We start from the raw sequence: 19,772 nt of genomic DNA, 5'->3' as shown, positions 1-19,772 counted from the left end.
AGACAGCCGTGGCAGATGGCTTGAACATGTCCCGCCGGATCAGGCGGACGCCCTATACGGACCGCGTCGAGGCAGCAGGCGTTCGCGGCTATTCCGTTGTCAACCATATGTTGTTGCCGAAGGCATTCGAGCCGTCCCTCGAGGAAGACTACTGGCACCTGCGCCAACATGCGCAGATCTGGGACGTCTCCTGCCAGCGGCAGGTTGAAATCAAGGGCCCGGATGCAGCCAGACTGGTACAGTGGATGACACCTCGCGACATCAGCGGGGCTGATATCGGCGACTGTTTCTATATCCCGATCACCGACCGCAACGGAGGCATCCTCAACGATCCGGTCATGCTCAAATTGGCCGCCGACAGGTTCTGGCTATCGATCGCGGATTCCGATGTTCTGCTTTATGCCGACGGGCTGGCAGTCGGCGCCGGTCTGGATGTGATTGTCAGCGAACCGGATGTATCGCCGCTGGCTGTGCAGGGCCCGAAAGCCGAGGCGCTAATGGTATCGGTATTTGGCGACGCCATCAGCAAAGTCGGATTTTTCAAGTTCGACCATTTCGATTTTCGTGGCGCACCACAGCTCATCGCCAGGTCAGGCTATTCCCGGCAGGGTGGCTTCGAAATCTATCTCGATGACAGTGCGCTAGGACCCGCGCTTTGGGACACGATCTGGGAGGCTGGCAGGCCATTTGATATCCGGCCCGGCTGCCCCAACCTAATCGAGCGGATTGAAGGCGGGCTGTTTTCCTACGGCAACGAAATGACCCGGGAAAACAACCCGCTCGAGATCGGTCTGGGGAAATACTGCACGCTGGACGGCTCCATCGATTTTATCGGGCGTGGGGCGTTGCAGAAAATCGCAGCCGAAGGCGTCACGCGCATAATTCGCGGCGTTGCGTTCGGCACCGTGCCCTGCCCTTCCTGCACAATGCCCTGGCCGGTCACCGCCGACGGTGTTCGAGTGGGTCAGATGACCTCCGCTGCATGGTCACCGCGGCTGAAATGCAATGTGGGGCTGGCAATGATTGACCGTTCCTATTGGGATACAGGTCGCGAGGTTATCGTCACCTCCGCCGACGAAAACCGCCACCTCGGACAGATTTCAGATCTGCCGTTTTCCTGAAGATGGCGCCACTTTATGAGCGGTGCGCGGAAAAGGCCTTCACCTCTTCGACGCGCGCGCTCAGCCGCTCGGCGGCGATTTTCGCAAGCTCGCTCGCCTCGAGGGAAAGCGTGTCGCGCCCACGGGTGATGACGGCGATATTGTAATTGAGCTTCTGCCGAAGGGGCCGGAACGCGACACCGCCCAGCCTGACAGCCATTTCGGCCGAAAACGGATCGACAATGGCAAAGGCTCCGGTCTCGCGCACAAGCGACGCCGCAACGGGCATATTGGCAGCCGACAAGCGCGACCTGCTTTGAAGACGCTGCGACAATGCCTGATCCATACCCAGCATTTCATCGGGAAAGACGCCGCCAAAAGTGACAAATGTCTCCTGATCCGCAAGCTCATTCAAATCCACCGGACCCGGCTCGCCAACAAGCTCGTGCGTTTCGGGAATGAGACATACATACGGGATGGTGGTCTGGAACAGGGTCTCCACACCGCCATAGGGCGGTTGACGCCCGACAATTCCCAGATCGAATTGCTGCATCTGAACAGCGTCGACAATCGACGGCGTGTTGCGCTCGTAGATCATGATCTGGATATCGGAGCGCTTTTGGTAGAGTTCATTGACCACCTTGGGTGCTTCGATCGATGCAAGCGACGGAATGATACCCATCGAAACAACGCCGCCGGCGGTGTTTCGTATGGTGTTGGCGAGATCCTGCAGCCGGTCGATGCCGACAAACATGCCTTCGACGGCGCGGTAGAACCGGCGCGCCTCGACCGTCGCAGTCAAGCCACGCCCGGCACGCAGGAAGAGCGGAAAGCCGACGGAGGCTTCCAGATCTGAAATAAGACGGCTGACGCTTGGCTGCGAGATATGCAGGATTTCAGCAGCGGCGGTGATCGATCCGCTGCGCATCGTGGCGCGAAACGCTTCCAGCTGCCTCAAATTCACGGTTCACCTCGCATACAGTATCATTTGAATTTTGGTGGCAAACCACACAATCATTCATAAATTCTATTGATACGCAAAACCGATCGCCAGGGCAATCAGGGACGATGTGAGTAAATCCGCTGCCGCTCAATGCACAGGCACCCTATTCATAGTCTTTCCAAATGAGTGCCCTACAACATTATCATTATCAAATAAGATCCACGATCTATCCTGCGTTGGACCAAGGCCAACCGGTGAAAAACAGGCAGCACAAGCTGACGATAGAGAGGGAACCATGGCAAGTAACAATGCCGAAGCGTGTTGCGGGCCCGGCTTCGCGTCTCCCGCAGAGGCGATGAAAGCACCGCGGGAAAAACTGCTCTACACCGTTGCGCTTTACATCGGAACGGGCATTCAGAAACCCGATTATTTGGCAACCGTCGATGCCGACCCCGACAGCCCGACCTACAGCCAGGTCATCAGCCGTCTTGAGATGCCCGGCATTGGCGACGAGCTGCATCATATGGGCTGGAATGCCTGCTCATCGTGCCATCACGATGCCACCAAGGAACGGCGTTATCTGATCGTGCCGGGGGTGCGTTCTTCAAACATCCACATCGTCGACTGCGTTACCGATCCGCGCCAGCCGCGCCTGCACAAGGTGATTGAAGGCGACGAGATCAAGGCCAAAACCAATCTCTCGGCGCCCCATACGGTTCATTGCCTTGGACCGGACATCATCATTTCAATGCTTGGCGATGCGCAGGGCAATGCGCCGGGCGGCTTTTTGCATCTCAACGAGGAGTTCGAGATCGTCGGGCGCTGGGAGAACGATCTCGGCGGCATGAAGTTCAACTATGATTTCTGGTACCAGCCGCGCCACAATGTCATGGTCTCATCCGAATGGGCCGCCCCCAACACCTTCATGCCGGGATTTGACCTGGAAGAGGTCGGTCATCTGAAATATGGCCGCGAACTGCATTTCTGGGATTTCGAGAACCGGAAGGTCGAGCAGACCTTCTATCTTGGCGAGGACGGCCTTGTTCCGCTGGAGGTTCGTTTTCACCACGATCCCGATTCCTGTCACGGCTTTGTCGGCGCCGCGCTCAGCTCCAACATCATCCACTGGTACAAAAAGGACGATGAATGGACCTGGGAAAAGATCATCGACGTGGAGAACGAAAAGCACCCCGAATGGCCGATCCCGCTGCCCGGCATGATCACCGTGATCCTTTTGTCGATGGATGACCGGTTCCTGTATTTCTGCAACTGGCTGCATGGCGATATCCGCCAATACGATATCTCCGATCCGTCAAACCCCAAATTCACCGGGCAGGTGTGGATGGGCGGCCTTTTGAACAAAGCACCACAGGTGAACGGGCACACCATCACCGGCGGGCCGCAGATGATCCAACTGTCGCTCGACGGCAAGCGGCTCTACGTCACCACCTCGCTGTTTTCGACCTGGGACAACCAGTTCTACCCCGAGATCCGGCAGAACGGCGGCTGCATGGTGATGGTCAACTGCGACACGGAAAACGGCGGCATGGAAATCGACCCGGACTTCTTTGTCGATTTCGGCAAGGAGCCGAACGGTCCTGCCCGTTGCCACGAGACGCGCTATCCGGGCGGCGACTGCACATCGGACATTTTCATCTGATGGGCAAGTTCACGATCACATTGGCCAATCGTGGCGGTGCGGCATTCCGCGTCGATCGCCGGCAGACATTGCTGAAATCGCTGGAAGCACAGGGCGTATCCCTGCCCTATGGATGTAAATATGGCGGCTGCATCAGTTGCGCCGCGAAGCTGATTGACGGCGAAGTCGATCAGAAGGCGGCCGTTGCGCTCAACAATCGCCAGCTTCGCGATGGCTACATTTTGCTGTGCGTTGCCCGGCCCTTGAGCGACTGCACCTTGAATATCGGCGTTGAAAGCCATGACACGCTCTACCGCAATCCGTTCGCCAGCCCGCTGCGGCCGGACGAGTTGAAGCCGGATATCGCGACACCTGAAAAGGAAACGCCATGACTCACATTAACCACGACGAGGATTATCCGGCCGAATACCTGGCCGACATCCTCAAAAGCGTCAAAACCATCGCCATGGTCGGGGCAAGTCCGGATCCGACGAAATTCAGCTACGGCGTTTTGCGCGTGCTGCACGAAACCGGCTATGACATGGCGCCTGTTAATCCGAGGATCGCCGGCGGCGACATACGCGGCATCAGGGTGTACGGATCGCTGGCCGACATCGACAGGCCGGTCGACATGGTCGAGGTCTTCCGCAGCTCGGATGCGCTGATGGAAATCACCAGGGAGGCCATAGACATCGGCGCCAAGGTGCTATGGGCCCAGATCGGCGTGCGTGACGACGAGGCGGCACGCCTTGCCGAGGACGCCGGCATGAAAGTGGTCATGAACCGCTGCCCTAAAATCGAACTCTTCCGCCCGTTCTGGAAACCAAGGCTCAATCAGCAGATTTGAATGCGGACATGATGCGCTGGCGCCCGCCCTAATGCCATGCTTCATTGTCGTAGCTTCGAAACAAAACACTTGCCCTGCCGGTAGCACTCAAAACTGAAGGCCGCCGGGAATTGTGGACAGCTATTGTGGCGTTGGCAATGCATGGTGGTTTCGCAGCCCTGCTCTTCGAGCGCAGATCGTGGGGTGTTCGAAGATCAATCATGCGGCTAACGTTTTGATTTCATGCCGGATTTATCTGCGGTAATTCGCGCATACTGTCAGATTCTCAAGCTTTTGAAAAAATAACAATTACAGACCAGCTATCAGGTACGGATCTGGTTCACCTTATGAAGCGGTCAACGTAATCTTCACCCAGGCCAACGGCGGCGAAGTGCTTTTTGCACAGGTCGATCTTGGTAAAAACGTCTTCGTATCCCAATACCTTGCCCCATGGGTCGACGTAACACATCACGCCATTGACCTGGAAATAGGTGATCATTTCCTCCACCCCGTCAGGTACGACAAGAGTGTGTGTTTCACCGGGAGGCTCGAAAACATATCCTCCCTCCTCAGCCACCCAGTCGTGTTCCAGGTAGTGCCAGCGGCCTTTAAGAACGAAGCCGTGAACGGCCTGCGGATGACGGTGTCGTGAAAGAACGCCGGATTTCCTGACCTTGAGGAGATTCATCCAATACCCCTGGGACCGGTTCAGGCATAACGGGCGAAACCAGACGTTTTCCGCTTGCGGCACCCAAAGACGCTCGTCCTCAGGAACAGCATCGGGAATGACGATTTCATCAAGTGCATGTTGCGGAAACGGCAGTTGATAGGGTGTTCCGGGATCGGTATCGTTTTCTACTGGCATCACTCAATCTCCCTACATCGCCAGATAACCGCCATCGACCGGATAGACGGCTCCGGTGACAAAACTGGCTTCATCAGACAATAGCCATTTGACAAGCGCTGCAACCTCGACGGCCTGCCCCCAACGTTTCATCGGGGTCCGCGACAGGATCGCATCGCCGCGTTCAGGCAAATCCCGCAAACCCTGCGTCATTTCCGTTTCGATCCAGCCAGGAGCAACCGCGTTGACGCGAATACGCTCTTCGGCCCATTTTCCGGCCAGGGCCTTGGTCAGTTGCGCAACACCGCCTTTCGAGGCCGAATATGCCGGCACCAGAGGGCCGCCAAATGTGCTCAACATCGATGCCATGTTGACGATGGCCCCACCGCCAGCTTTCACGAGAAGCGGATGAGCAGCCAGGCAACAGCGCATTGTGCCGGTCAGATTGACGTCGATGACATGACTGAAAACATCTATGTCGTACTCCACCCCGCGCTGAAGAATTCCGGCGCAGTTCACCAAACCATCCAAGCGGTCCAAGGTGGAAAACAGATTCTTCACAGATTCTGAATCTGTAACGTCCAGTAGCTGCAATTCAATCTCTTCCGGCCCGTCGAAGGCATCGATTTCCGCTTGCGAAACACCGGCAGCGATTACCTGCCATCCCGCCTGCGAAAGTTTCTTCGCCACTCCAGCACCGATACCCCGGGTTCCACCGGTCACAACGACGATCTTTTTCATCGTCTTTTCAGTTCAGCGTACGTTTTAACAAAGGTTGTTGCGCGTTGCTTGAGGTCGGCCAACTCGTAAGACGGTCTGAATAAAGCAGAACCCAGGCCAAAGCTGTTGGCACCGGCGGAATAGTATGATCGCATCGTTTCAGGCGTGATCCCGCCGACGGCTGCCACAAGCGCACCTTGCGGAAGAACGGCGCGAAGCGCTGCAATCGCCTGTGGAGGCACCAACTCGGCGGGAAAGAATTTCAGCACTTCCGCACCAAGTCGCAACGCCTCAAAGGCTTCGGTCGGCGTCAACACGCCGGGACACCATTTTACATCCAGCGAGACGGCGCGTGCGCCGACTTCCGGGTTCATATTGGGCGCAACGATGATACGGCCGCCAGCCTCGACGACATCTGAAACATCACTCGCTGTCAGAACTGTTCCTGCCCCCACGACAACCCGGTCGCCATATTTCCTGGCAATTCGTTCGATCGAACTTAGTGGGTCGGGCGAGTTGAGCGGCACCTCGATGATGCGAAATCCGCAATCGACCAGAACATCCGCAACATCGATGGCGCGACCCGGTTCAAGACCTCGCAATATGGCGATCAGGGGATTTTCCGCTATAACCTTCTGCCAAAGGTTCATGACAGCAGACCGGCTGATTTTGCGATCAGGAAGTGTCCGCGCGCGACAATATTGTCCGGCGCCCGGCGGCTCTCGAGGCCAGCCACCTCGAGCGCGATTCCGTAGCGGTCTGCCAGATCATCACGTCCGACGATGGTGACCGTTGCATTCGCGGTTTGCCCGGCAGTTGCAGCGCGGATCTCGGCTCCGATCAGCATGCCCGAAAGATAGTCGGCGACCATTTCCTCTGAAATCCTGCCGAACAGCGGCAGGGTCCTGACGTGGAACAGCTCGTGCAACAGATTTGCACCGGACACCAGGCCGGATTCGACACCCTGGTGGAATCCATCTTCATTAAAAGGCGCATCGACCATCAATGTTCCCAAAATCGTGTGGGAGCGCAGCGCGCCAAAAACTTCACCCGTCATGAATGTGGCATAGTCTTCGATCCGGCCATCCGAAACGGTGATCCACTTGCTGTGGGTGCCCGGCATGACAAAAACACCATCACCCATGCCCATGGCCGATGCACCCACGATCTGGGTTTCTTCTCCGCGCATCACGTCCGGAGCGCCGCCATGTTCGGTTGTCATGCCGGTCACAAATCGAACGGTCACGCCATCTGTGGTTTCGAAGGGCACCAATGCGTTAGCCAGATCCTCGGCACCTGAAGGCACGTTGACATAGGGCGTTTCCACCCATCCGTTTCGGCTGGTGATCATGCCTGACGCGATCACGGGAAGGTTTTTCATTTCCGCCCAGGGTTCGATCAATCCATGAAAGACAGCGTCAAAATCACGGTCTTCCACATGCATGATCCCCTGCCCGGAGCAGACGCTGTCCAACACTTCGCCCCGCGATCCGATCAGAAACGCCCGAAGCGACGAAGTCCCCCAATCGATACCGATCAGGGCCGGTTCAGATGCGGCCGAATTCATTCAGCAAGTCCTCGACAGTTTTGCCCTGGGCGACCCATTTGCGGGTTTCTTCTTCGCGATCGGCCTGCTCCTGCGCAAGTTTCACGACCTCTTCGGCATTCTCGAGCGGGATCACGGTAACGCCCATCAGATCCGCCACGATGAAGTCTCCCGGATTGACGACAACACCTCCACAATGGATTGGAACGTTGATCGACAGTTCTTCCTTGCGGCCCGAGAACATGGTGTGGGTGCCGCGCGGCGTAATCGCCCGGGTCCAGATCGGCCAGTTGATGTCTTCAAGCTCGTCGGTGTCGCGGCCCGCACCATCGACGATCATGCCGCGAATACCCCGGTTCCGGGCCAGGCCGCCCATCAGACCACCGCAAACCGATGTATTCGGATCGCCGCCGGCATCGACGACAATCACATCTCCCGACTGACCCATCTCAAGCGCCTTCAGCGGATCGACAAGGTCGCCCTTTGAAAGCTGAACCGTAATGGCCTGTCCTGTCACCTTTGCGCGGAAAGCCGGCTTGATACCGCTGTCCATGACGCCAAGCCGGTACTGGACATCAGCAAATACGGCCGCAGCCGAATAACAATTCAACACATCATCGAATTTGGCCAGCAGGTCGGGACGGCGTTCGAACTCATTGTATACTTTCAGCATCGTTTTCTTTCCGGTGTTGTTCGGACAGCACCAGTGCTTCTGCATTCACTGGATAGTCGGGTTGTTGTCGGGTGAGCACTTTTGCAACCTGCGTTGCTGCGGTCACTCGCGCGGTCTTTATGGATTCCTCGGAGTAGTAAGCGGCGTGGGGCGTGACGATCACATTCGGAAGCGTGAAGATCGGGTTGTTATCGGGTGACCACTTAGCCCTTTTTGCAGGCTCTTCCTCAGGATCATCCAGGCCCGCAGCGGCGATATGGCCTTCGGTGAGTGCGCGGTACAAAGCCTTGTTGTCGACGGTCGGACCGCGTCCCGTGTTCACCAGAATCGCGCCGGGCTTCATGGCGGCAAATTCGGCATCCGACAGGAAATGCCGGGTCTCCGGCGTCATCGGAGCCTGCATCAGAATATAGTCTGACCGTCTCAGCAGTTCTGCCTTCGAAACCAGTTCGGCACCATGACTTGCAGCGACATCAGCCGGCAAATAGGGATCGAAAGCGATCACCCTCACGCCAAAGGGTTTGGCGCGCATGGCAATGGCCTGTCCGATTTTGCCGAAGGAAACAATGCCCATGGTGCGATCGCGCAAGCGATGGATTGGCTTGCCGCTTTGCCAGCGCCAGATGCCCTGATGGGTGGCGCGATCGTAGTCGGGCAGTTTGCGCGCCAGCGCAAGCCACAGGGAGATCGCGTGGTCCGCGACCTCTTCTGTGCAGTAGTCGCGGACATTGGTAACGAGAATTCCCCTGCTCGTTGCCGCTTCGACATCGACGATATCAACACCAACACCATAGCGCGCGATCACTTCACAATTCTGCATCCGAGCGATCGTCTCGCCGCCGATGCGCGCATATTGGTTGATCATCGCGGCGCAATCCCGCGCCGCACTGAACAGGTCTGATTCCTGCTTGCTCTGCAGTGCGACGACCTGTGCGCCAGCGCCTTCCAGTATTTCGCGCTCGATATCGACATCGCCAAAGTCGTAGTCGGTGATGACGACTTTGGGTCGATCCGACCGCCTGAGCAGTGCCCCCGGATCAGACATAGGCCCCCGCCGAATAAGTCAGTTCGTAGGAATGGCTGTAGAGCTCAAAAATATTGCCGAACGGATCTTCGCAATAGACCATGCGATAGGGCTTTTCATCCGGGTAGTATTTGCGCACCTGGCTCATGCGCTGCTTGCCGCCCAGTTCCTCGATCAGCTTGACACGGGCCTCCACATCGGCGTCCTGAACGCAAAAGTGAAACAGCCCACGACGCCAGTATTCAAACGGCCGTTCTTCCTCGACCGTGTTGGGAAATTCAAAGAGCTCAATCCCCGTTCCGTCGCCCATGGACAGATGGGCAATCCGGAATGAGCCCCAGCCTTCACCGAATACATCATCGCACATCTGGCCGATTGCGCTTTCGTCATGCCGGATTTCGGTCGGCCCCATGATCACATAGAGATCGAAGGCCTTGGAGTAGAACTCAACGGCCTTTTCCAGATCCGGGACAGTGATACCGATATGAGAGAATGTCAGCGCAACCATTGGAGACTCCTGCGTATTTTTGAACTATAGAATGCTGCGGATAATTCCGCCTTCGATGCGATATGCAGCGCCATTGGCTGCCGGATTGGCCGCGACGGTCACAATCGTTCGCGCCACTTCATTGGCATCAACGAAGCGCTGAATCAGCGACGTCGGCTCATCTTGCTTGAAGTAGTTTTCAACGATGCCGTCCAGCGGCTCGCCCTTTTGCTCAGCCAGGCCGTCGAAATAGGCTTTAACGCCTTCGGTCCAGGTCGGTCCGGGCAGCACGGAATTGACGCGGACCTTTGTGCCCTTGGTCAGTTCCGCCATGCCGCGCGTGAGCCCCAACATGGCGGTTTTTGTCACCGAGTAGTGGACCATTTGCGGCAGCGGCTTGACCCCCGCCTCGCTTGCCAGGTTGACAATGGAGCCGGTGCCTCGTTTGAGCATGGCGGGAAGGATCACACGGCTGATGCGAACGGCGCTGAGCACGTTGATGTCAAAATAGCGCATCCAGTCCTCGTCGGTCAGATCCTCGAAGGGTTTGACCGAAAAAATCCCGACATTGTTCACAAGCACATCCACCGCACCAAGATTCTGTGTGAACGCGCAGAGATCGTTTGCATCTGACGGATTGGTCAGATCGCCGGCACTGCCCGTGACCTCCCCGATCGCCGACAGGTCGGCAACACAGGCTTCGACTTCTGAAACGGTGAGGCCATGGATAACCACCCTAGCGCCTTCTTCCAGAAATACCTTTGCCGTGGCCTTGCCGATTCCCGAGCCGGAACCGGTAACGAGGACAAGCTTGTCTTTCAGTCCGAGATCCATTTTAGCGTCCTTTGCTCGCTACCGACTCGCCGCTTGCCGCTGTGCTTTCGGCGCCGTCTTTCGATCTTCCGAATATTCTGGAAAGTGCTGCTGAGATCTCGGTTCGCCACATGTCGATACCCACGGCGAGCAGAATGATCACACCGAGCACGATGTTCTGCACCGAAGAGGGAGCGGCGTTCAGATTGAGGCCGTTTTGTACGATCACAATCGTCATCGCGCCCATCAGGGTCGCCAGGATGTTGCCGCGTCCGCCGGCAAGACTCGCGCCGCCAACCACCGCTGCCGCGATGGCTTGCAATTCCAGCGTCTGGCCATAGTTGGGGGAGCCGCTATTCAAACGTGCCGACATCAAAACCGCGCCGACGGCGGTCATGAATCCGGCAATGACAAAGGTCATCGCCTGAACCTTGCGCACGTTGATGCCGGTCAGAACAGCGGCAGCAGGATTGCCGCCAACAGCGTAAATCTCGCGGCCAAGCTTGGTGAAATTCATCATGAACGCAGCAAGGGCGTAGAAGAACACCAGGTAGAAAAACGGCATCGGTATGCCGACGAGTTTTCCGTAAAAAACCGGTTCCAGCGCGGGATCGAGCGAGAATATCGGCGATCCGTTATTGAAAGTCAGCGCCAGGCCGCGAAAGGCGATCAGCGCCGCCAGTGTGGTGATGAATGCAGGTATGCGTCCATAGGCGGTGATCATACCCAATGCCAGGCCAAACAGAGCGCCTATGACCAGTATCAGTGGCAGGGCGACGGCAAGCGGTATGCCCATGAACTTCAGCATCTGCGCAAGGATCATCGTTAAAAGCGCCACCATCGAACCCGAGCTCAGATCGATGCCGGCAGCAAAGATCACAATGGTCGAGCCTATGGCAATCAGCGCAACGATGCTGACCTGAAGAGAAAGGTTCGACAGATTACCCGGGTTGAGAAAGCGATCGGTCGTCAGTGCGACAACCACCGCGACGATGACCATCGCTGCAAAAGGACCGATGAGTTGGGAGTCAAAAATTCGCTTCATTGCGCTGCCTCCATCGTCGCGCTTTCAAGTGAATCCGCGGATGCGCGAACCAGATCGTTGTGGGTCAGGTCTGCTGCCGCGACGACACGCTCCACGGTTCCGTGCTGAACAACCGCGATCCGGTCGCTCATCGCGAGCAGCTCGTCATGATCGGAACTGATCAGGATGATCGATTTGCCTGCTCTGGTGAGTGCATTGATAAGTTTGTAGACGGCAATTTTTGCACCTATATCAATGCCTTGCGTCGGCTCATCGAGAATCAGCACCTGCGCCTCGGAAAAGAGCCAGCGGGCGATGACGATCTTCTGCTGATTGCCGCCGGACAGGAAATTGACTGTTTTTTCTTCAGCCTGCGCCGAGATTTCGAGCTCGTCGATCAGTCTTTCGGTTCCCTTTTCTTCGGCGCTCAAATCGAGCACGCCGAAACGGGAAATTGACCCCAGCGATGCTGCCGTAATGTTGCCGCTCGCCCTGAAATTGAAAAACAGGCCATCAAATTTGCGGTTCTCCGGCACCAGGGCCAGACCGGCATTGATGGCATCCATTTCATGCCGGACTTCCAATGGTCTGCCGTTGAGAATGACCTCGCCCTGCAGCAGCGGATCGACACCGAAAAGCGCGCGGGCGATTTCGGTCCGCCCGCTGCCGAGCACACCACCAAGCCCCAGAACTTCTCCCTTGAAGAGTTCAAAACTGACATTGTGAACGCCGGCTTTGGTTTTCAGATCCTTGGCGGACAGAACCAATTGATCGGTGGAATTTCTTTCCTTGGGATAATGTTCGGCGATGTCTTCTCCGACCATGGCACTGACAATCTGACCGACATTGATTTCGGTTTCACCGCTCGCACGTACGACGCGGCCGCCACGCAGGATCGTCACCTCGTCGACGATCCTTTCGACTTCATCCAGCCGGTGCGAAACATAGAGGATCGCCGTTCCGCGTGTTCGCATTTTCCGAAGCAACTGGTGCAGGCGCTCGATTTCACTTTCGCCAAGCGCCGCCGTCGGTTCATCCAGGATGATCATTTTCGCGTCCATCGCCACGGCGCTGGCGATTTCGACCAGTTGCTGCTCACCGACCGACAGCCTGCCGGTTATAGCTTCCGGCGAGATCTCGACTTCCATTTCCTCAAGCACGGCTGCCGCATCGGCATTGACTTTGTTCCAGTCAATCATGCCAAGACGGGATCTCGGCATATTGCCGAGAAAGATGTTCTCGCCGACCGACAATGTCGGAACGATCGAAAACTCTTGAAAAACGGTCGCAATACCCCTGTTCCGCGCATCTTGCGGGTCTGCGATCTGAACCTCTTTTCCGCTGTGCAGGATCTTTCCGCTGTCCGGCTGCTGCACGCCCGATAGTGTTTTGATCAGCGTGGATTTGCCACAGCCATTTTCACCCAGCAAACCGTGGATGGAACCTGGCATGAGCTTGATGCAGACCTTGTCGTTCGCCAGCACGCCCGGATAGGCCTTGCTGACATCGACAAATTCCCAGAGAGGTGTGGCTTTGCTGGACATCTGATTGCTACTGCTTTGCAATGCTGGAAGTTTTGTCTTCCTGCTCCCCGGCGACACGAAACATGTGCCACCGGAGACCAGGGAGAAGCTCAGTACTTCTTGGACGGTTGCGGGAAGAGCTTTTCGGGCTCCTGCAAAACCGCAACGGCGCCGGCCTTGTCTTCGATCGACGTCGGCGTTTCGATCCAACCGCCCGGATAGGAGCCTGCCAACGCATCGAGGGTTGCATGCATGGCAGCCTTGCCCATCAGATAGGGAGAGGTATTGACGGTCGCGGTGATGTTGCCGGCAGCGATTTCCTCGAGCCCGGATGTATCACCATCATTGCCAAGCAATACAAGATCCGAACGACCCAACGCCTTGGCGGCGTACGAGGCGCCGATAATCATGTAGTCATTGGCTGCAAAGATGATATCCAGATCCGGATGCGACTGCAGAATGTCCATTCCGGCTGTATTGCCGCCCTCGACATTCCACTTTCCATCAATCGAAACAACGACGTCAAAGTTGTCATTTCCTTTGATGCCGTCCAGAAAACCACCGACGCGTTCGGTCGAATGATAGCCGGGCTGCCCTTCGATAATCCCTACCTTGAGCGGTTTGTCGCCGTAGTTTTCGATTGCCCAATCGGCAATTGCGTGGGTGCCATTGCGCTGTGAATAGCCCACCACGCCATGAATAGGCGTCGGGAAATTGGGAATGTCGGAGTTGATCATCAAAACCGCAATGCCCTGGTCGACTGCTTGCTTCAGCAACGGTGCCGCTGCAAACTCATCATGCGTTCCGAATATGATCGCATCGACATCCTGGGTCAGAACGTCCTGGATCATGCCCATCTGGCCGTTGATGTCCGCACCGCTCTGCGGCGCCAGCATGAAAACTTCAACACCGGCCTCGGCGCCAACCGACTTGATGCCTTCACCGATAGCAATGTAGTAGTTGAACTCGGTTGCCGGAGGCATATAGGCAATGCGGAATTTTTCGTTTTTCGGCTTGATCGCGCTGATGTCAGCCTGTGCTCCCTCCTTGAGCGGAACCGGTGCGGGATAGTCGGCGGCTTGTGCGCCAACCGCGACGGCTGCGAAACCGACTGCCAGAGTAATGTTGCGTAGTGCTTTGATCATGTTTACCTCCCTGATCATTGGATATTAGCCACGGAATGGTGTGTCCAAGACTCCAACCACTCCAGGTTTGACGGCAAAGAGGCCGCCGGATTGCGGTTCCCTGGCCAGTGCATCCTCGTCGCTCATGAGCCGGGACGATGTGATAAAAAGCGTATCCAGTTCGGCTCCGCCGAAGGCGCAACAGGTCGGCTTCCAGACCGGCACTTCTATGACCCGGTCAATTTGACCATCCGGTGCAACACGCACGACGCGGTGCCCTTCCCACTCGGCATTCCATACGCCGCCTTCGGCATCGACACACGATCCGTCAGGAAGGCCGGGCTCTTCTTTAAACGAACTGTGAACGCGCCGTTCCGATATGGTGCCGGCAGCGGCGTCATAGTCAAAAGCGACGATTTCGCGTTCGGGTGTGTCGGCAAAATACATGACCGAGCCATCGGGTGAAAAACAGGTGGAGTTTGCGCAGGACACGCCGCCGAACAGCCTGGTGACTGAAAGATCCGGGTCAATGCGAAGCACATCGGCGTCTGCGGTGCCGGTTTTTTCGTTCATGCCGCCCAGGATAAAACGTCCCTGTCGGTCCGTACGGCCATCGTTCAACCTCGTTTCCGGGTTTTCAGGCTGGTATTCGGCGATCGTTACTTCTTCATCGGTTGCCAGATTAAACAGCGAAACACGGTCGGCAAACGCAACAATAAGCCCGCCATTTTGTCTGGGAGCGAAACAACACACGCGGTCCCGCATGGGAAAGGACATGCTTGTGTTGTGCGCCGGATCAAATGACCAGATCGCGCGCCCCTCGATATCTGTCCACCAGACACGGCCGTCCTCAGGGTTCCAGAAGATCCCTTCACCATGCTGGTTTTTGCAGTCAAGAACGAGCGCAGCGCGCAACGCATATCCTCCTAAATAAACTCAACTGGTATCTGATATACCACATTGCATTATCTGGTGTATCAGATATTATGAGTTTTGCAACAGTTATTTTCAGGAGCAAAAATGTCTATTGTCCGGCCGAAGTCCCTCAAGGAGCTCGCTCTGGAGCATCTGCGCAACAGCATCGTCGACGGCACGTTGAAGATGGGGCAGGCACTGTCGGAGCGCGGAATTTCCGAAGAACTCGGCGTCTCGAAGTCGCCCGTGCGTGAGGCGTTGGCACAACTTCACGATGAGGGTCTTGTCATCATCGAGCCTCAGAAGAGCGCCCGGGTTTTTTCCCTGAGCGAAAGTGAAGTTGCGCAGATTTGCGACTTTCGGCAGGCGATCGAAACGGCTGCTTTCGAACTTGCGCTGGCACGCAATCCCGATGCGCTGGCCCGAGAGATGGACCAGGTCGTGAAAGATATGGCAGCCGCACACAAGCGAGGCGACATGCACGAGTATCTCGCCCTCGACACTCTGTTTCATCAATTGATATTCAAACACTGCGGAAACGATTACCTGTCCGCAAGCTACTCCAGATTTGTCGGCAAGATCGCTGCATTGCGCACACATTTGTCGAACCTGCCGCAACACACACAGCTCTCGTTCAAAGAGCACAAGATGCTAGCCAAGGCGGTGCGCAACGGAAATATGCCGGAAATCCGAAAGCTGCTGGTCGAACATATCGACCGGACGAGGCAGGCCTATTCCATTGCGACCAAGGGCAGCGAACAAGCCGCCGCTTTCTAGAACTACAATCTGAAAGATCAGATCTTTTAGAGCGACGCCGGCGCCAAGCCGGTGACGCGGCGGTGATCTGTGTTTCAGCCACGACAAGGCGTCCCCTCCCCCTAACGGCCAAAAATACATCCCGGTCGAAAGGCGCAATTATTCGCTATTGACATCTGAGATATCAGATACCAATATAGCGCCGGGAGGAACCACATGCTGCTAGAATCTGTTCAGACAGGTTCCGGAACAATCTCCGCGGAACCAGTACTCAGCCTGTCCGATGTCAAAAAGACTTTCGGATCGAACGTCGTGCTGGAACACATCGACTTTGAACTGCAACCAGGCGAAATCCATGCGCTGGTCGGCGAAAACGGCGCCGGAAAGTCGACATGCCTGGGGCTTCTGTACGGGCTGCATCAACCGACAGACGGGTCTGTCCTGAGAAACGGCCAACCGGTTCGCATCGACAGCCCATCCCATGCGCAGTCGCTGGGGATCGGCTGTGTCTTTCAGGAACTCAGCCTGGCAGGCTCACTTTCAGTTGCCGAGAACATTTTTGCAGGCCGCGCACCATCGCGTTTTGGTGTGGTCGAGTGGCGTGAACTCAAGCTCCGTGCCGAGGCGCTTCTCGCCGAATTCGACATTTCCATCAACGTCTCCCGACCCGTGGACAGTCTGCCGATAAGCACAAGGCAGATCGTGGAAGTCGCCAAGGCGCTTTCCATGAATTCGCAGATCCTCCTGCTTGATGAGCCCACTTCGGCGCTCACACCGGACGAAGTCGAATCCCTGTTCGCAGTCTTGCGCAAGCTCACGCAAAAAGGCATCGCCATTGTCTATGTCAGCCATCACATGTCCGAGATTTTCGAGATTTCCGACCGGATAACCGTTTTAAGGGACGGCAGGAAAATCAGCACAAAGGCGACCGGCGACACGTCTCAGGCGCAAGTCGTCAGCGAAATGATCGGGGGGGCGCATCCGGGTGATGTCGATCGATCGGAACACCGGTCGGGCGAAGAAATCCTGAGCGTTCAAGGGTTGACCCACGCAGATCATTTCAATGACGTATCGTTTTCGGTGCACAAAGGGGAAATCCTCGGCATCGCGGGCCTGTTGGGTTCGCGTCGCAGCGAAATCATGCGCGCCCTGGTCGGTTTGACTCACGGACACAGCGGGCGCGTCCTGTTGAATGGCAACGAAGTCGCGTTTTCATCGATTCGCAGCGCCATGCGAGCCGGCATTGGTTTTGTACCGGAAGAACGCAAGACCGAAGGCTTGTTTCTGAACGATGCGCTGAGCGCAAATCTTGTTGCTGCGAGCCTCGAAAAGCACACAGCCCTTGGCATTGTGCGCGAGGGATCCGTTCTGAAAGCCAGCCAAGGAGCGATAGACGCCTTCAGCGTTAAAACCCGTGGGCCTGCGGAAAAGATTGGCGCACTTTCAGGTGGTAACCAGCAGAAGATTATGCTGGCCAAATGGCTCGAGCGTGTTCCGGATCTACTGATCGTTGAAGAGCCGACAAAGGGCGTGGATGTCGGTGCAAAATTCCAAATTCACACCGAACTGCAACGCCGGGCCGCCGAGGGCATGGCGATCATCGTCGTATCATCGGACTTTCCCGAACTCGTTTCCTTGTCCAGTCGGATCCTGGTGATTCACGAAGGCCGGGTGTCCGGCGAGGTCGCCGCGCGCGATGCCACCGAGGACAGTCTCCTGCAGATGGCTGCCGGTCTGCCGATGGCACATGAACCCGAACACCCGGTCAAAAAAGGAATATTGTCGTGACCATCGCTATCAGTACCGAACATTCCGGAAGAAAATCCGCTGTTCAACGGATTTTGAGGGCGTTCATCGACGTTCGCGAACTGACCTTGATCGTCATGATCGCCGTGATCATCATCGTGATGGCGAATCTCAATCCGTACTTCCTGTCATTGTCGAATTTTCGGGCGCTGTCGGTCGGCATGGCGCCGACGGCTGTCATTGTCATCGGTATGGCAATCCTTCTGGCATCGGGCGGCTTCGACCTGTCGGTCGGATCCGTCATGGCGCTTTCGTCCACCGTTGTTGCAATGCTGATGCTGTCAGGGATGGACATACCAATGGCAGTCATTTGCGGGCTGCTGCTTGGCGCGGTCGCCGGCCTTGCCAATGGTCTGCTCGTAACCGGATTGGGCATAAACCCGCTCATCGCCACGCTTGGCACAATGTCCATCGCGCGCGGCATTGCACTCGTGCTGACCGAAGGTTTTTCGCTTTCAAGTCTGCCGCCCGAATTTGCCTGGGTCGGCAAGGCGAGTCTTGGCGGTTTCCCGGTGCTTGTCATCCTGACTCTTGCACTCGTCATCATATTCGATCTTGCGGTGCGACACACACGCTTCTTCCGCCAGGTCTATTTCATCGGGGCCAATGAAAAAGCAGCCATGCTGTCCGGCATTCACGTCAACCGTGTCCGCATCATTGCTTATGTGCTCACCGGTGTATTGGCGGCGCTGGCCGGCATATTGCTGGCGTCGCGCCTGATGAGTGGAACGCCCACGGCCGGCAACGGCATAGAACTTCAGGTGCTTGCGGCCGCGGTCATCGGCGGCGCATCCCTTCGTGGCGGAGAAGGCACAATCCTCGGCGCATTCCTCGGCGTCGTCTTCGTCGCCCTCATCAACAACTCCATGACCATGCTTGCCGTGTCGATCTACTGGCAGATGATCGTCATCGGAGCCGTCCTCGTCAGCGCCGTTGCGCTCGACATGCTGATCCGCAGCCGGCGCGACTGAAAATATTTCCATCAACCACCACAAAAGGGAGGTCACATTGACCGAATTACACATAAACAGACGCAATCTTCTTGCCGCGGGAACCGCCGCTGGGCTTGCCAGCGCATTCGGATTGCCGGGGCTCACGGATGAAGCCCGAGCAGAAGCAGCCGGCAAGGAGTACGTGTTCCTGTCCATTGTGACCCAGGTCCCCTTCTGGGTTGACTACCGCAATGCCATGAAGGACCTGGAAGAACTCATGGGCATCAAGGCGACTTTCACCGGTCCGCTTGACTTCGACACTGCCGCACAGGCCCGTCAACTCGATGAGCTGATTGCCCGCCGCCCCGCCGGCATCCTGATCTTCCCGGGCGATCCGGCCACTCTGGCGCCGGGCGTCGAAAGGGCCGTCGAAGCCGGAATTCCCATCACCACATGCATCGGCGACATACCGGGCAGTCCACGGTCCAGTTTCCTGGGCATCAATGGCGTTCAGGCGGGTCGTGTTGGCGGAGAAATGCTGGCGCAGGCCATCGGCGGCAAAGGCAAGGTCATTTTGGGCACCTTCCCCGCTCCATCGACTTTGGAACGCGTCGAAGGCTACAAACAGATATTTGCCGAAAAGTACCCCGAAATCGAAGTGGTCGACGTCGTGAATGACAAGGCGGATCCATCCTATGCACCGACTGCCTATCTTCAGGCCATTCAGGCAAACCCAGAGGTCGTAGGCATTGGGGGTACGGACGGGGATAGTGGCAAGGGTGCCGCAATCGCTGTTCATGAGGCGGGCCGGGCCGGTGATATCAAGATCGTCGCAATGGACCGAAACGATGATATGCTGCCCTATATCGAGGACGGAACGATCACCGGTGCGGTTGCCCAAAAATCTTATCTCGAGATCTTCCTGGCGTTCCACATGATGCACTGGCAGAACACCGACGGCCTGAAAGTTCTTCCCGACTGGCGTGCAGCCGGCATCAATCCGTTGCCTGAACGCGTTGAAACCGGCGTTATGCCGATCACACAGGCGAATGTCTCTCAGTTCAAACACTGATCTGG

At 56.7% G+C, this 19,772-nt stretch carries 21 protein-coding genes; 8 read left to right on the top strand and 13 right to left on the bottom strand.

Going from position 1 to position 19,772, the window contains the following annotated elements:
• Positions 1 to 8 precede the first annotated feature (8 nt).
• Positions 9 to 1,121, top strand: coding sequence for a dimethylsulfoniopropionate demethylase (locus tag ABVT35_RS04090; protein WP_368465002.1), 1,113 nt, complete (start codon positions 9 to 11; stop codon positions 1,119 to 1,121).
• A 13-nt stretch (positions 1,122 to 1,134) separates the two neighbouring features.
• Here ABVT35_RS04090 and ABVT35_RS04085 read toward each other — a convergent pair whose 3' ends face one another.
• The gene (locus ABVT35_RS04085; protein WP_368465001.1) at positions 1,135 to 2,064 is read right to left on the bottom strand and encodes a LysR family transcriptional regulator; all 930 of its coding nucleotides are present in this window, start codon (positions 2,062 to 2,064) and stop codon (positions 1,135 to 1,137) included.
• A 274-nt stretch (positions 2,065 to 2,338) separates the two neighbouring features.
• On the opposite strand from ABVT35_RS04085, the gene ABVT35_RS04080 reads away from it, so the two are divergent.
• Genes ABVT35_RS04080 through ABVT35_RS04070 form a run of 3 tightly spaced genes read left to right on the top strand, consistent with a single transcriptional unit; the run spans position 2,339 to position 4,529 of the window.
• The gene (locus ABVT35_RS04080) at positions 2,339 to 3,703 is read left to right on the top strand and encodes a selenium-binding family protein (RefSeq protein ID WP_368465000.1); all 1,365 of its coding nucleotides are present in this window, start codon (positions 2,339 to 2,341) and stop codon (positions 3,701 to 3,703) included.
• On the top strand, positions 3,703 to 4,074 hold the full coding sequence (locus ABVT35_RS04075) for a 2Fe-2S iron-sulfur cluster-binding protein (RefSeq protein WP_368464999.1): 372 nt from the start codon (positions 3,703 to 3,705) through the stop codon (positions 4,072 to 4,074). The genes ABVT35_RS04080 and ABVT35_RS04075 overlap by 1 nt, the downstream gene beginning before the upstream one ends.
• Positions 4,075 to 4,079: 5 nt before the next feature.
• Positions 4,080 to 4,529: a CoA-binding protein gene (locus ABVT35_RS04070; RefSeq protein ID WP_368466268.1), complete on the top strand. Its 450-nt coding sequence runs from the start codon at positions 4,080 to 4,082 to the stop codon at positions 4,527 to 4,529.
• 319 nt (positions 4,530 to 4,848) lie between these two features.
• Here the strand turns inward: ABVT35_RS04070 and ABVT35_RS04065 are convergent, their stop codons facing one another.
• From ABVT35_RS04065 to ABVT35_RS04010, 12 genes are all read right to left on the bottom strand, one after another.
• Complete coding sequence (locus ABVT35_RS04065; protein ID WP_368464998.1) at positions 4,849 to 5,373, bottom strand: 2,4'-dihydroxyacetophenone dioxygenase family protein; 525 nt, start codon at positions 5,371 to 5,373, stop codon at positions 4,849 to 4,851.
• A gap of 12 nt (positions 5,374 to 5,385) precedes the next feature.
• Positions 5,386 to 6,093, bottom strand: coding sequence for an SDR family NAD(P)-dependent oxidoreductase (locus tag ABVT35_RS04060; protein WP_368464997.1), 708 nt, complete (start codon positions 6,091 to 6,093; stop codon positions 5,386 to 5,388).
• Positions 6,090 to 6,722: a 2-dehydro-3-deoxy-6-phosphogalactonate aldolase gene (locus tag ABVT35_RS04055; RefSeq protein WP_368464996.1), complete on the bottom strand. Its 633-nt coding sequence runs from the start codon at positions 6,720 to 6,722 to the stop codon at positions 6,090 to 6,092. The genes ABVT35_RS04060 and ABVT35_RS04055 overlap by 4 nt, the downstream gene beginning before the upstream one ends.
• Positions 6,719 to 7,639, bottom strand: coding sequence for a 2-dehydro-3-deoxygalactonokinase (locus ABVT35_RS04050; RefSeq protein ID WP_368464995.1), 921 nt, complete (start codon positions 7,637 to 7,639; stop codon positions 6,719 to 6,721). The genes ABVT35_RS04055 and ABVT35_RS04050 overlap by 4 nt, the downstream gene beginning before the upstream one ends.
• Entirely contained in the window at positions 7,620 to 8,291 is a 672-nt protein-coding gene (locus ABVT35_RS04045; protein ID WP_368464994.1) for an RraA family protein, read from the bottom strand. The genes ABVT35_RS04050 and ABVT35_RS04045 overlap by 20 nt, the downstream gene beginning before the upstream one ends.
• Positions 8,272 to 9,336, bottom strand: coding sequence for a C-terminal binding protein (locus tag ABVT35_RS04040; protein WP_368464993.1), 1,065 nt, complete (start codon positions 9,334 to 9,336; stop codon positions 8,272 to 8,274). Before ABVT35_RS04040 ends, ABVT35_RS04045 begins: the two co-directional genes overlap by 20 nt.
• Positions 9,329 to 9,823 (bottom strand): lactoylglutathione lyase family protein, encoded by a 495-nt coding sequence (locus ABVT35_RS04035; protein ID WP_368464992.1) that lies wholly within the window; start codon positions 9,821 to 9,823, stop codon positions 9,329 to 9,331. The genes ABVT35_RS04040 and ABVT35_RS04035 overlap by 8 nt, the downstream gene beginning before the upstream one ends.
• 24 nt (positions 9,824 to 9,847) lie before the next feature.
• The gene (locus ABVT35_RS04030) at positions 9,848 to 10,636 is read right to left on the bottom strand and encodes an SDR family NAD(P)-dependent oxidoreductase (protein WP_368464991.1); all 789 of its coding nucleotides are present in this window, start codon (positions 10,634 to 10,636) and stop codon (positions 9,848 to 9,850) included.
• 1 nt (position 10,637) lies between these two features.
• On the bottom strand, positions 10,638 to 11,660 hold the full coding sequence (locus ABVT35_RS04025; protein ID WP_368464990.1) for an ABC transporter permease: 1,023 nt from the start codon (positions 11,658 to 11,660) through the stop codon (positions 10,638 to 10,640).
• Positions 11,657 to 13,183 (bottom strand): sugar ABC transporter ATP-binding protein, encoded by a 1,527-nt coding sequence (locus ABVT35_RS04020; RefSeq protein WP_368464989.1) that lies wholly within the window; start codon positions 13,181 to 13,183, stop codon positions 11,657 to 11,659. Before ABVT35_RS04020 ends, ABVT35_RS04025 begins: the two co-directional genes overlap by 4 nt.
• Positions 13,184 to 13,272: 89 nt before the next feature.
• On the bottom strand, positions 13,273 to 14,307 hold the full coding sequence (locus ABVT35_RS04015) for a sugar ABC transporter substrate-binding protein (RefSeq protein WP_368464988.1): 1,035 nt from the start codon (positions 14,305 to 14,307) through the stop codon (positions 13,273 to 13,275).
• Positions 14,308 to 14,331: 24 nt separating this feature from the next.
• The gene (locus ABVT35_RS04010; protein WP_368464987.1) at positions 14,332 to 15,201 is read right to left on the bottom strand and encodes an SMP-30/gluconolactonase/LRE family protein; all 870 of its coding nucleotides are present in this window, start codon (positions 15,199 to 15,201) and stop codon (positions 14,332 to 14,334) included.
• Between the two features lie 105 nt (positions 15,202 to 15,306).
• Between ABVT35_RS04010 and ABVT35_RS04005 the strand changes: the two genes are divergently transcribed.
• The 4 genes from ABVT35_RS04005 (at position 15,307) to ABVT35_RS03990 (ending at position 19,767) form a co-directional block, all read left to right on the top strand.
• A complete protein-coding gene (locus tag ABVT35_RS04005; RefSeq protein ID WP_368464986.1) occupies positions 15,307 to 15,978 on the top strand; it encodes a GntR family transcriptional regulator in 672 nt (223 codons plus the stop codon).
• Positions 15,979 to 16,173: 195 nt separating this feature from the next.
• Positions 16,174 to 17,745 (top strand): sugar ABC transporter ATP-binding protein, encoded by a 1,572-nt coding sequence (locus ABVT35_RS04000; protein ID WP_368464985.1) that lies wholly within the window; start codon positions 16,174 to 16,176, stop codon positions 17,743 to 17,745.
• Positions 17,742 to 18,734 carry an ABC transporter permease gene (locus tag ABVT35_RS03995; RefSeq protein ID WP_368464984.1) on the top strand — a complete coding sequence of 331 codons (993 nt, stop codon included), beginning with the start codon at positions 17,742 to 17,744 and terminating at the stop codon, positions 18,732 to 18,734. Before ABVT35_RS04000 ends, ABVT35_RS03995 begins: the two co-directional genes overlap by 4 nt.
• A 37-nt stretch (positions 18,735 to 18,771) precedes the next feature.
• Positions 18,772 to 19,767: a substrate-binding domain-containing protein gene (locus ABVT35_RS03990; RefSeq protein ID WP_368464983.1), complete on the top strand. Its 996-nt coding sequence runs from the start codon at positions 18,772 to 18,774 to the stop codon at positions 19,765 to 19,767.
• The last annotated feature ends 5 nt before the right edge of the window (positions 19,768 to 19,772 follow it).

It is taken from the genome of Hoeflea sp. TYP-13 (assembly GCF_040932035.1).
Taxonomy (GTDB): domain Bacteria; phylum Pseudomonadota; class Alphaproteobacteria; order Rhizobiales; family Rhizobiaceae; genus Hoeflea_A.
The sequence above is the reverse complement of the archived record's forward strand: the minus strand, read 5'-3'. Positions and strand labels throughout refer to the sequence as shown.